The following is an 11,990-nucleotide window of genomic DNA, read 5'->3' as shown; positions in this document are numbered from 1 at the left end:
GGGGGGGGGGGGGGGGGGGCTGCCCTCCCCCCCCGGGGGGGGGGGCGCCCGGCCCCGCCCCCCCCCCCCCCCCGCCCCACCCCCCACTCGGCTCAGGTCGGCTCAGCTCGGCTCAGCTCGGCTCAGCTCGGCTCAGCTCACCAGGCGTAGTCCTCCGGCGCGGTCCGGTGGCCCGGGAAGATCTCGTCGAGCCGGTCCAGCGACTTCTGGTCCAGGGTCACCTCCAGCGCGCCCAGGCCCGCGTGCAGCTGCTCCAGGGTGCGCGGGCCGACGATGGGGGCGGTGACGGCCGGGCGGGTGAGCAGCCAGGCCAGCGCGATGTCACCGGGCTCGTGGCCGAGCTCGGCGGCGAAGTCCTCGAAGGCCTGCAGCTGGTCGCGGTGCTTCTCCAGCGCGTCCAGGGCCCGGCCGCCGGCGCGGCGCACGCCCTCGCGCTCCTTGCGCAGCACGCCGCCGAGCAGCCCGCCGTGCAGCGGGGACCACGGGATGACGCCCAGGCCGTAGAACTCGGCGGCCGGCAGCACCTCCAGCTCGGTGCTGCGCTCCAGCAGGTTGTAGAGCGACTGCTCACTGGTCAGGCCGAGGAAGTGGCGCGCCTTGGCGGTCTCCTGGGCCTGGGCGATGTGCCAGCCGGCGAAGTTGCTGGAACCCACGTAGAGGATCTTGCCCTGGGCGACCAGCACCTCCATCGCCTGCCAGATCTCGTCCCACGGCGTGTCCCGGTCGACGTGGTGCATCTGGTACAGGTCGATGTGGTCGGTCTGCAGGCGGCGCAGGCTGGCCTCCACCGCGCGGCGGATGTTCAGCGCGGAGAGCCGGCCCTGGTTGGGCCAGTCGCCCATCTCGCCGTAGACCTTGGTGGCCAGCACGGTCTTCTCGCGCCGGCCGCCGCCCTTGGCGAACCAGTTGCCGATGATCTCCTCGGTCCGGCCGCGGTTCTCGCCCCAGCCGTAGACGTTGGCGGTGTCGAAGAAGTTGATGCCCTGCTCCAGCGCGACGTCCATGATCTGGTGGGCGTCGCCCTCTTCGGTGAACGGACCGAAGTTCATGGTGCCCAGGCAGAGACGGGAAACCTTGAGGCCGGTGCGGCCGAGACGGGTGTACTCCATGATCCTCAACCCTGCGCCGCACCAGCCGAATTGTCCAGCACTTCCGGTCATCTTCAGCCACATCGTGGTGGCACAACGTCAGATTGCCCGGATGCCGCCCCACCGGAGGCCCCGACCGGAGACCCCGCAGAGCCCGGAGAGCCCGCCGAACCCGCAGAGCCCGGAGAGCCCGCCGAACCCGCAGAGCCCGGGAACCCCGCAGAGCCCGGGGACTCCGCAGAACCCGCCCTACCGCCCGTGCCGGGCGTAGCCGCGCACCGCCAGCGGCGCGCACACCAGCAGCAGCGCCACCGCCCAGCCGAGCGACATCCCCACCGCGTGGCGCAGCGGCCAGGCCGCGCCCACCGGCTCGGGGTTGCCGAACAGATGCCGGGCCGCGGCCACCACCGCGCTCACCGGGTTCCACTCGGCCACCGTCCGCAGCCAGCCGGGCATCCCGGCAGTGGGCACGAAGACGTTGGTCACCATCGCCACCGGGAAGGTGAGCACCGCCAGCTGGCCCGCCACCTCCTCCTTGCCCGCGACCAGCCCGAGGCAGGTCCCCAGCCAGGTCATCACGAACCGGAAGAGCAGCAGCAGCCCGAAGCCGGCCAGCGCGAGCCCGGTTCCGCGGTGCGCCCGCCAGCCGGTGAGCAGCCCCACGCCCGCCACCAAGGCCAGCACCACCACCGAGACCAGCAGGTCGGCCAGCGTGGTGCCGAGCAGCACGCCGGCCCGGGAGACCGGCATCGACCGGATCCGGTCGGCCGCACCGCGGTCCAGGTCGCGGGCGGCGCCGACCATGGTGGGCATGATGCCGTTCACCGCCACCATCGCGAGCAGGCCGGGCAGCAGGAACTCGCGGTAGTTGCCGCCTACCGTCATCGCGCTGCCGAACACGTACCCGAAGACCACCACCATCACCACCGGCACGGTGAGCGAGGCGGCGATCAGGCCGGGCGAGTGCCGGTAGTGCAGCAGGACCCGGCGCGCCGAGGTCAGGGCGTCCCGGATCACGCGGCCACCTCCTCGGCCGCGGCGTCCGCCGTCAGGGCGAGGAACACGTCGTCGAGCGTCGGGGTGCGCAGCGCCACGTCCCGCGCCGCGACGCCGGCCGCGTCCAACTCCCGCACCAGTTGGGGCAGCGAGGTCTCGCGCCCGGGCCGGGAGACCACCGAGACCAGCAGCCCGTCCTGGTCCAGCGCCACCTCGCCGCCGGTCAGCCGGGCCACCACCGCGGCGGCGAGCGGGAGTTCGGCCGCACTGCCGACCGCGACCTCGACCCGCGCGCCGATCGAGGCCTTGAGCCGCTGCGGCGGCCCGTCGGCGATCGCCCGGCCCGCGCCGATCACCAGCACCTGGTCGGCCAGCCGGTCCGCCTCGTCCAGGTACTGGGTGGTGAGCAGCACGGTGGTCCCGGTGCCGGCCAACTCCCGCACCGCGTCCCAGATCTCGCCGCGACTGCGCGGGTCGAGGCCGGTGGTCGGCTCGTCCAGGAAGAGGACGGGGGGCCGGGTGACCAGGCAGGCGACCAGGTCCAGCCGCCGGCGCATCCCGCCCGAGTAGCCGCGCACCAGCTGGTCGGCCGCCTCCGCGAGGCCGAACCGCTCCAGCAGCTCGTCCGCGCGGCGGCGGGCCTCGCGCGCGCCGAGCTGGTGGAACCGGCCGACCAGGCGCAGGTTGTCCCGCCCGGTGATGCCCTCGTCCACGGCGGCGTGCTGCCCGGCCAGGCCGATCGCGCGGCGCACCGCGGTCGCCTCGCGGACCACGTCGTGGCCGGCCACCTTGGCCCAGCCGCTGTCCGGGCGGGCCAGCGTGGCCAGGATGCGCACGGCGGTGGTCTTGCCGGCCCCGTTCGGACCGAGCAGGCCGTAGACCGTGCCGGCCGGGATCGCGAGGTCCAGGCCGGCCAGTGCCTGGGTGCGGCCGTAGCGCTTGGTCAAGCCCTGGGCCTGGACGGCGAGAGCTGCGGACATACCGGGTTCCTTTCTCTAGGTACAGCGTACGTAGAAACGTGGCAACAGCGTACTACGTACGTCGTACGTGGTGAAAGGCCGACCGCGGCCCGGCCTCGTAGGATGAGCCCCGAGGTGATCTCCCAGTGCCGTCCCGCAAGACCCCGCCCGACGCCGACCCGGAGTCCGCGTCCGCCGCTGCGGCCGAGTCCGCCCCCGAGCTGATCTGGCTGCGCCCCGAGCGCGCCGGCCGCGGCCCGCGCCCCGCGCACAGCCGCGACTCGATCGCGGCCGCGGCGGTGTCCCTCGCGGACGCCGAGGGGCTGGACGCGGTGACGATGCGTCGGATCGCCGCCGAGCTCGGCGCCGGCACCATGTCGCTCTACAACTACGTGCCGAAGAAGGAGCAGCTGCTCGACCTGATGCTGGACCGGGTCACCGGCGAGTACCGGCTGCCCGCCGCGCCCAGCGGCGACTGGCGGGCCGACCTGCGCGACCTGGCCAAGCAGCAGCTGGCCATCCTGCGCCGGCACACCTGGGCGGTCACGGTGATCCGCACCCGCCCGTCCTTCGGCCCCGCCAGCCTGCGCTACACCGAGTACTTCCTCGCCGCCCTGGCCGGCGTCGACCTCCCCGGCAGCCGCAAGATGGAGGCCCTGGCCATGCTCAACGGCTTCGTCTGCCAGTTCGTCGACTGGGAGCAGGCCACCCGGCTGGCCGCGGAGAACCCCCAGCAGTGGCACCGCGACCTGGTCGCCTACCTGACCACGATGGCGATGAGTGGCGAGTACCCGCACCTCGCCACCGCGCTGGGCACCGACGGCGGCACGGCGCTGGACCCGGACGCCTCCTTCGACCGCTTCCTGGACCGGCTGCTGACGGTCCTGGTGACCCCCTGACCGGTCCCCGGGCCCAGCGGACCACCCGCACCTGACCGGCCCCCGGGCTCAGCGGCCGACCCGTGCCTGACACCGGCCCCCGGCCCCCGGCCCCGCCCCAGCGGACCGCCCGCGCGCCCCCGGCCCCGCCCCAGCGGACCGCCCGCGCGCCCCCGGCCCCGCCTCAGCCGACCACCCGCGCGATGCCCGCCCGCAGCACCCGGCGCACCTCCGCCGCCCGGCGCCGCTTCCAGCGCCAGTGACCGTTGACCGGCCGCCCGTACCGGCGCGCCGCCAGATCGGCCAGCAGTACCTCGGAGACCCCGAACTCCGGTAGCTGCAGCAGGGCCTGCCCCTTGGTCAGCAGCTCCCCCGAGCGCAGCGTGGCCGCCGCCCGGGCCAGCGTGAACAGACCCAGGTCGACCCAGTCGTCGCGCAGCCAGCGCCGCCACCGGCCCAGCGCCGGGCGCCAGAACTCGCACAGGTCGGCGCGGACCGCCGCGGCCAGGTCGGCGTCGGAGACCGGCGGGACCAGGCCCGCGGGCGGCGGACCGAAGCAGGTGCGGGCGCCCAACTCCAGCTCGCGCCGGGTGACGAGGCTGACCGGCCGCGCGAAGAGCTCCCGGTGCGCCCAGGTGAGGTGCTCCAGCGCGGGGTCGGCGAGCCGGTCCGGCAGCAGGTACGAGCAGTGCAGCCGCTGCGCGAGCGGGTGGTCCCGCTCCAGCGACCGGTGCAGCGCGACCAGCGAAGCCCGCTCGCCGGGCCGCAACGGCCGTTCCAGCAGGGCGAGCACGTCCAGGTCGCTGCGCCCGGGCTGGTAGTCGCCCAGCGCCAGTGACCCGTGCACCCAGACCGCCCGCACCGGCAGCAGCCCGCGCAGGTCGGTGACGAACCGTGCCAGCACCCGCTCCGTCGCATCCACCCGGTCAGGTTAGCGCCGGTGCGGCAGTGAGTTGGCGCCGGTGCGGCAGCGAGTCAGCGCTGGTGCGGCAGCGAGATGTTGAGCTTCTCGGTCACCCGGCGGTAGCCGATCCGGGCGTACATCCGCTCCACCGACTCCTCGGCGGGCTCCAGCCAGACCGCGTCCCGCTGGTGCTCCAGCGCGGTGGCGGTGAGCACGGCGCTGACCGCGGCGCCCACCCCCCGCCGGCGGTAACGGTCGGCGACCGCTATGCCGGCCAGCTCGCTCAGCCCCTCCGCCGAGATGGAGGCGGCCCCGCCGCCGGCCGGCTCGCCATCGACCCGGGCCAGCGCCACCGCGCCGCCGCCGTGCACCGTCCAGCGCAGCCAGCCGAGTTCGCCGTCACCCGGCTCGCCCTCCTCGCCGTAGGCGGTGTGCTGGACCCGGGCGAGCGCCCAGAACTCGTCCTCGTTCTCGGGGACGCTGATCGCCAGGCCCGGCACCGGGCCCGGAACCACCAGGTCGTCGGCGGTGCAGGCCAGCAGCGGCACCCGGTTCTCCACGGCGAAGCCGGCCGCCAGCAGCGCCGGTTCGACCGCGGGTGCCCAGGCGGGCAGGTACTCCAGCCGCGGCAACCGGTCCCGCTCCTCGAACGCCTCGACCAGGTCCCGGACCTGACGCTCCGTCGGTTCGGCGTCCTGCTCGGGGATGGCGTAGTTGGCGTAGGGAGTGGACCAGTCCGGGCTGTACCGGATCAGGAACGGACCGACCACGACGTGGTTCGGGGACTGCAGGGCCAGGGCACGCACGTGCCGCTGGATTCGGACGGCGAAGTCCACGGTGTAGCTCATCCTTCAGGAGACATGCACGACGGAATCGGACATGCCACCGACGCCGGGTGCCCTCGACCCCGTGCAGCGGGCGGGCCCCAACGGTCTGCTCAGGCGCGTCGGCGGCTCTGGTTCTCGAACTCGCCCGCAACCATTGGCGTCACTCCCTGCCTACTCCCCCGGACCTGGTCGGCAGGCATGTTGCCAGCCCGCCGACCACCTGACAAGCCATTAAAACAGCCGGTCACCCGACCCGGCGCAGCAGGGCCAGGTACATCGCGTCCGTGCCGTGCAGGTGCGGCCACAGCTGGACGTCCGGACCGTCCCCGAGCTCCGGCACCCCGGGCAGCAGCGGACGCGCGTCCACGAACTCCACCTGCGCGCCGAGCTCGCGCAGCACGTCGTCCACCACCGCGCGGGTCTCGGCCAGGTGCGGCGAGCAGGTGGCGTAGCCGACCACACCGCCCACCCGGACGGCGTCCAGCGCCGAACGCAGCAGGTCGCGCTGGAGCGGGCCGAACCCGGCCACGTCCTCGGGCCGGCGGCGCCAGCGCGCCTCCGGCCGGCGGCGCAGCGCGCCCAGGCCGGAGCAGGGCACGTCCACCAGCACCCGGTCGAAGGTGCCGGGCCGCCAGGCCGGCCGGGTGCCGTCGGCGGTGATCACGGTGTACGGACCGGGGTTGCCCGCCAGCGCCCGGGCCACCAGCCGGGCCCGGTGCGGCTGCCGCTCGGAGGCGACCAGCGCCGCGCCCCGCTCGGCGGCCAGCGCACCCAGCAGCGCGGCCTTGCCGCCCGGGCCGGCGCAGCCGTCCAGCCAGAGCCGGTCCGGGCCCTCCACCGGCGCGTTGGCGAGCGCGACCGCGACCAGCTGGCTGCCCTCGTCCTGCACCCCGGCCGAACCCTCGCGCACCGCCGCCAGGCCGGACGGGTCGCCGCCCTCGGCCAGCGACAGCGCGTACGGCGACCAGCGGCCCGGCTCGGCCTCCGGCAGCTCGGCACCCAGCTCGGCCACCGAGATCCGCCCGGGCCGGGCCACCAGGGTGACCGCCGGGCGCTCGTTGTCGGCGGCCAGCAGCTGCTCGATCGCGGCGCGGCCGGCCGAACCCGGCTGCCAGCGGCCCAGCGCGTCCCAGAGCGCGGCCACCACCCAGCGCGGGTGCGAGTGCACCACCGCGAGGTGGTCCTCGGCGTCCTCCTCGTACGGCGGGGCGACCTGGGCCAGCCAGGCGTCCAGGTCCTGCGCGCTGATCCGGCGCAGCACCGCGTTGACGAACTTGGCCCGCCCGTCGCCGAGCACCGCCCGGGCCAGCTCCACGGTGGCCGAGACCGCCGCGTGGGTGGGGATCCGGGTGGCCAGCAGCTGGTGCGCGCCGAGCGAGAGCACGTCCAGCACCGGCGGGTCCACCTCGCGCAGCGGCCGGTCGACGCAGGCCGCGATGATCGCGTCGTAGCTGCCCTGCTGGCGCAGCGTGCCGTAGACCAGCTCGGTGGCCAGCGCCGCGTCGCGCCGGTCCATCCCCTTCTGCTCGGCCTCGCGCAGCAGCGAGGGCAGCACCAGGTTGGCGTAGGCGTCGCGCTCGTCCACCGCGCGCAGCGCGCGGAAGGCGACGATCCGGGCCGGGTCCTTCTTGGGCCGGCGGTGCGGACGGGGGGCGCGCTTGGCGGGGGGTGTGCTCATGGGAAACGACCTCGGGAAAAGTGCTGCGGATCAACGCTCAAGGATAGGGGGCGGGGTTCACTGCCCCAGCAGCTCGCCGCTCTCGATCCGCACCCCGCGGGCCCAGTCGGCGGCCCGCATCGGCTTCTTGCCCTGCGGCTGCACCTCGCCCAGCTCGATCGCGTGGCTGCCGGTGCCGACCCGCACGCTGTTCTTGGCCACCGCCAGCTCGCCGGGCGCCAGCTCCTGCTCGCCCGGCAGCAGCGCGACCGTGCCGGAGACCTTGAGCCGCTCGCCGCGGAAGGTGGTCCAGGCCCCCGGCGCCGGGGCGCAGCCGCGCACCAGGCGGTCGATCCGCAGCGCGGGGTGCCGCCAGTCGATCCGGGCGTCCTCGACGCTGATCTTCGGCGCCAGGGTGATCCCGTCGGCGGGCTGCGGCACGGCCCGCAGCGAGCCGTCCTCGATGCCGTCCATGGTGGCGGTGAGCAGTCCGGCGCCGGCCCGGGCCAGCCGGTCCAGCAGCGCGCCGCTGGTGTCGGTGGGCCGCACCTCCTCGGTGATCACGCCGAACACCGGGCCGGAGTCCAGGCCGCGCTCGATCAGGAAGGTGGAGGCACCGGTCACCTCGTCGCCGGCCAGCACCGCGTGCTGGACCGGCGCCGCGCCGCGCCAGGCGGGCAGCAGCGAGAAGTGCAGGTTGACCCAGCCGTGCACCGGGATCTCCAGCGCCGGCTCGCGCAGCAGCGCGCCGTAGGCCACCACCGGGCAGCAGTCCGGGGCCAGCTCGGTCAGCCGGGCCAGGAAGTCGGGGTCGCTCGGCTTCTCCGGCTTGAGCACCTCGATCCCGGCCTCGGCCGCCCGCTGCCCGACCGGGCTGGCGACCAGTTTGCGGCCGCGGCCGGCGGGGGCGTCGGGGCGGGTGACCACCGCGACCACCTCGTGCCGGTCGGAGGCGAGCAGCGCCTCCAGGGCGGGGACAGCGACGTCAGGAGTGCCGGCGAACACCAGGCGCAACGGGAGAGCCTCTCTGGACCAACGGGACGGACAGGACGGACTGGAAGAACGGAGGAACGAAGGAACTAAGGACGGGGCCCTAGCGAACGGGCCCGAAGGTGCTGTGCGGCGAGATCCGCACCTGGGGCGCCGGACCGCCGCCCCAGTCGGACTCGCGGATCGCCCTCATCGCCTCCTTGCGCAGCTCGCGGTCGAGGCGGTCGATGAAGATGATCCCGTCCAGGTGGTCGGTCTCGTGCTGGATGCAGCGGGCCAGCAACTGGGTGCCCTCGATGGTCACCGGGTCCCCGTACTCGTTGAACCCGCGCGCCACCACGCCGTGCGCCCGCTTGGTGTCGAAGCGCAGCCCGGGCAGCGAGAGGCAGCCCTCGGGGCCGTCCTGCTCCTCCTCGCTGAGCGACAGGTCGGGGTTGATCAGGTGCCCGGTCACCCCGTCCACGTGGTAGGTGAACACCCTCAGCGAGATGCCGAGTTGGGGCGCCGCGAGGCCCGCGCCCGGCGCGTCCAGCATGGTCTCGGTGAGGTCCTTGACCAGGGTGCGCAGCTCCTTGTCGAAGGTGGTCACCGGCTGCGCCTTGGCACGCAGCACCGGGTCACCGAATATCCGGATCGGCTGGATCGCCACTCGGCGGGCTCCTCTCTGACGGCACGGCCAGTGCCGCGTCAGTCTAGTTGGTGCGCCGCGCGTGACCCTGGGGCATGGTCCCGCGTTGGTCAAGTGCGATTGACCGACCAAGGAGAGTCACTCCGGAAGGTGGCCCGAGCACGATGGCCGAGCAGATCAACCACGACACCCGGGCACGGGCGAGTCTGCACCTGCTGGTGCGGGACATCGAACGCGTCCGCCGCCAGGTGGACGCCTTGCGCACCCTCACCGCCCAACTGGGCAACGTCTACCGGCCGCGCCGACCCAGCAGCTCGGGCGGCTTCGTGGTGTACGGCCGGGCGCCCGCGCCCACCGTGCGCCTGGCGCAGGAGCTGCGGGAGAGCGTGGAGACCCTGGTGGCCGCGGCGGTGGAGTTCGACCGGGCGCTGGGCTTCTCCTGGGACTCGGTGGGCTCTGCGCTGGGGGTGACCAAGCAGGCGGTGCACCGGCGGTACGGGATGCGCCGCTCGGCCACCGAGCTGCTCGGCACTGCGGCGACGGCGACCGCCGCCGTGCCCTCGCCCACGGTGCCGCGGGACGACGAGCCCGCCGCCCCCGCGCAGCCCGCGGCCGCACCGCTCGCCGCCGCACCACTCGCCGCCGCACCACTGGCCGCCGGACCGCTGGCCCGCACGGTGCCCGCGGCCCGCCAGGGCGGCCTGGACCGCTCGGGCGTCCCGCTGCGCGGCTGAACCCACCCCCGACACAGGGGACCCGTGGATCGGGAAGTCGGCAGCCCGGCCGGCTTCCCGGGGGTGGGCCGCACCGGCGGGCCGCCGCTCAGCCGATGTCCGTCGGATCGATCCGCACCTTCACCGGCTCCGCCCCCTTCAGCGCCACCCGCGCCACCTGAGCGGCCTTCAGCGCCGCCGCCAGCGCCCCGCCCTGCCCCGGGCGCACCCGCAGCAGCGCCCGCTCCTGCTCCTGCCCGCGCACCGCCGGCAGCGGCACCGGCCCCAGCAGGTCGGCCCCCTCCGGCAGCCGGACCATCCCCAGCAGGTCCGCCACGGCGCTCGGCGTCCCGGTCACCGCAGCCATCCGGGAGACCGGCGGGAACCCCAGCGCGGCCCGCTCCGCCAGCTCCAACTCCGCGTGCCCGGCCGGGTCCCACCGCACCAGCGCCTGCACCGGCCGCGCCGTCGGCTCCGCCACCACGACCACCAGTCCGCCCTCACCCGCCGGGCGGACCAGCGCGGCCGCCGCCAGCCACAGCCGCAGCGCCTCCTCGCCGGACCGCAGGTCGGCCCGGGTCAGCAGCGCCCACCCGTCCAGCAGCAGCGCCGCCGCGTACCCGCCCTCGGCCACCGGCTCCGCCCCGGGCGTGGAGATCACCAGCGCCGGCTCCCCCGGCACGGCCGCCAGCACCGCGTCCCGCCCCGAGGTCCGCACCGGCACCCCCGGGAACGCCTTGCCCAGCTCCTCCGCCGTCCGCCGGGCCCCGATCACCTGCGCCCGCAACCGGAACCCGCCGCACTCCACGCAGTGCCAGTCCTGCTCCGGCACCCCGCACCAGGCGCACCGCAGCTCCCCGGCCGCCACCGACTCCAGCGGCCCGGCGCAGTGCGCGCACCGCGCGGGCGTGCGGCAGCGCTCGCAGGCCAGCCGCGGCGCGTAGCCCCGGCGCGGCACCTGGACCAGCACCGGGCCCGAGCGCAGTGCCTCCCGCGCGGTCTGCCAGGCCACCGAGGGCAGCCGGGCCACCTGCGCGGCGGCGTCCCGGGCCTGGTCGGCGTCCTCCACGGTGCGCATCCGGGGTGCCGCCTGACGCACCGTCGCCCGGTCCGCGGCCAGCGGCCGGGCCCAGCCGGTGCGCAGCAGCTGCGCCGCCTCCACGGTAGTGGCGAGCCCGCCCAGCAGCACCCCGGCCCCCTCCTCGGCGGCCCGCAGCAGCGCCACCTCGCGCACGTGCGGGTGCGGCGCGCGCGGGTCGCTGTGGCTGCTGTCGCCGTCCGACCAGACCACCAGCAGGCCCAGGTCGCGCACCGGCGCGAACACCGTGGCCCGGGTGCCGATCACGGCGCGCACCGAGCCGCGGCTGACGGCCAGCCAGTTCCGGTACCGCTCCTTGGGGCCGAGGTCGGCGGTGAGCACGGTGTGCCGCCGCCCGTCGCCGAGCAGCGCGGTGAGCGCCCCGTCCACCCGGGCCACCGCGCGCCCGTCCGGCAGCACCACCAGCGCGCCGCGCCCGCCGGCCAGCGCGGCGGCCACCGCGCGGGCGATCTCGGTCGGCCAGTCGGGGCCGGGCAGCGCCGTCCAGACCGCGCGCGGCGCGTGGCCGGCGGTGAGCGCCGCCAGGTACTCCGGTCCCTGCGGGTAGCGCTGCCAGCTGCCGGCGGTCGGCGCCGGCGGGGGCGGCAGGGGGTCCGGCGAGGGCTCGGCCTCGGCCTTGGCGTGCCGCGGCGGCACGGCCAGCTGCAGCACGTCGGCCAGGGTGCCGGCGTACCGGTCCGCGATCGTGCGGCTGAGCCGCAGCAGCGCCGGGGAGAGCACCGGCTCCGGGGAGAGCACCTGGGCCAGCGGCGCCAGCACCCCCGGGTAGTCGCTGGTGGCCAGCCGCTCGACCACGAAGCCGTCGTGCAGCTCGCCGCCCTCGCGCCGCCCGGCCGCGGTCATCCGGGCACCGAACCGCACCCGTACCCGCACCCCGGGCTGCGCGGTCTCGGCCAGCTGCACCGGGACGGCGTAGTCGTAGTACCGGTCCAGGTGGAGCAGTCCCTTGTCGACCACCACCCGGGCCACCGGCAGCTCCTCGGCCAGGTGCGCGCCCCGCCAGGTGCGCGGCTTGGCCCGCCGCACCGTCTCCCGGATCAGCGCCAGCTGCTCCGGCGGCCCGCCGCTCTCGGGGGTGTTCTCGCTGCTCATATCGGTCCAGTGGTACCACGGCGCTCGGACGGAACACGGCGGTGGGGCCCCCCCCCCCCCCGGGGGGCCGCCCCCCCCCCCCGCCCGGGCGCCGGCGGCCCCGCCCCCCCGCACCCCCCCCCCCCGGGGCGGGCGCGCCCCCCAGACAGAAGCGCGCGA

11 protein-coding genes are annotated in these 11,990 nt (G+C 75.8%); 2 read left to right on the top strand and 9 right to left on the bottom strand.

Going from position 1 to position 11,990, the window contains the following annotated elements; translation table 11 throughout:
- Positions 1 to 137: 137 nt before the first annotated feature.
- From ACFW1A_RS31450 to ACFW1A_RS31440, 3 genes are all read right to left on the bottom strand, one after another.
- Positions 138 to 1,109, bottom strand: coding sequence for an aldo/keto reductase (locus ACFW1A_RS31450; RefSeq protein WP_380414834.1), 972 nt, complete (start codon positions 1,107 to 1,109; stop codon positions 138 to 140).
- Positions 1,110 to 1,337: 228 nt separating this feature from the next.
- Positions 1,338 to 2,105, bottom strand: coding sequence for an ABC transporter permease (locus tag ACFW1A_RS31445; protein ID WP_380414832.1), 768 nt, complete (start codon positions 2,103 to 2,105; stop codon positions 1,338 to 1,340).
- The gene (locus ACFW1A_RS31440; protein ID WP_380414829.1) at positions 2,102 to 3,064 is read right to left on the bottom strand and encodes an ATP-binding cassette domain-containing protein; all 963 of its coding nucleotides are present in this window, start codon (positions 3,062 to 3,064) and stop codon (positions 2,102 to 2,104) included. Before ACFW1A_RS31440 ends, ACFW1A_RS31445 begins: the two co-directional genes overlap by 4 nt.
- Positions 3,065 to 3,189: 125 nt before the next feature.
- On the opposite strand from ACFW1A_RS31440, the gene ACFW1A_RS31435 reads away from it, so the two are divergent.
- Positions 3,190 to 3,942 carry a TetR/AcrR family transcriptional regulator gene (locus ACFW1A_RS31435; RefSeq protein ID WP_380414827.1) on the top strand — a complete coding sequence of 251 codons (753 nt, stop codon included), beginning with the start codon at positions 3,190 to 3,192 and terminating at the stop codon, positions 3,940 to 3,942.
- Between the two features lie 163 nt (positions 3,943 to 4,105).
- Here the strand turns inward: ACFW1A_RS31435 and ACFW1A_RS31430 are convergent, their stop codons facing one another.
- From ACFW1A_RS31430 to def, 5 genes are all read right to left on the bottom strand, one after another.
- A complete protein-coding gene (locus ACFW1A_RS31430) occupies positions 4,106 to 4,843 on the bottom strand; it encodes a nucleotidyltransferase domain-containing protein (protein WP_380414823.1) in 738 nt (245 codons plus the stop codon).
- 53 nt (positions 4,844 to 4,896) lie between these two features.
- Entirely contained in the window at positions 4,897 to 5,673 is a 777-nt protein-coding gene (locus ACFW1A_RS31425) for a GNAT family N-acetyltransferase (RefSeq protein WP_380414819.1), read from the bottom strand.
- A 223-nt stretch (positions 5,674 to 5,896) separates the two neighbouring features.
- Positions 5,897 to 7,330 (bottom strand): RsmB/NOP family class I SAM-dependent RNA methyltransferase, encoded by a 1,434-nt coding sequence (locus ACFW1A_RS31420; RefSeq protein WP_380414817.1) that lies wholly within the window; start codon positions 7,328 to 7,330, stop codon positions 5,897 to 5,899.
- A 57-nt stretch (positions 7,331 to 7,387) separates the two neighbouring features.
- Complete coding sequence (fmt, locus tag ACFW1A_RS31415; RefSeq protein WP_380414815.1) at positions 7,388 to 8,323, bottom strand: methionyl-tRNA formyltransferase; 936 nt, start codon at positions 8,321 to 8,323, stop codon at positions 7,388 to 7,390.
- 79 nt (positions 8,324 to 8,402) lie between these two features.
- The gene (gene def, locus ACFW1A_RS31410) at positions 8,403 to 8,948 is read right to left on the bottom strand and encodes a peptide deformylase (protein WP_380414813.1); all 546 of its coding nucleotides are present in this window, start codon (positions 8,946 to 8,948) and stop codon (positions 8,403 to 8,405) included.
- A gap of 143 nt (positions 8,949 to 9,091) precedes the next feature.
- On the opposite strand from def, the gene ACFW1A_RS31405 reads away from it, so the two are divergent.
- Positions 9,092 to 9,661 carry a hypothetical protein gene (locus tag ACFW1A_RS31405; RefSeq protein WP_380414811.1) on the top strand — a complete coding sequence of 190 codons (570 nt, stop codon included), beginning with the start codon at positions 9,092 to 9,094 and terminating at the stop codon, positions 9,659 to 9,661.
- A gap of 88 nt (positions 9,662 to 9,749) precedes the next feature.
- Here the strand turns inward: ACFW1A_RS31405 and ACFW1A_RS31400 are convergent, their stop codons facing one another.
- Positions 9,750 to 11,831, bottom strand: coding sequence for a primosomal protein N' (locus tag ACFW1A_RS31400; RefSeq protein WP_380414809.1), 2,082 nt, complete (start codon positions 11,829 to 11,831; stop codon positions 9,750 to 9,752).
- Positions 11,832 to 11,990 lie beyond the last annotated feature (159 nt).

Source organism: Kitasatospora sp. NPDC058965 (assembly GCF_042741245.1).
Taxonomy (GTDB): domain Bacteria; phylum Actinomycetota; class Actinomycetes; order Streptomycetales; family Streptomycetaceae; genus Kitasatospora.
Note: the sequence above shows the minus strand (reverse complement) of the source record. Positions and strands in the feature narration are given on the sequence as shown.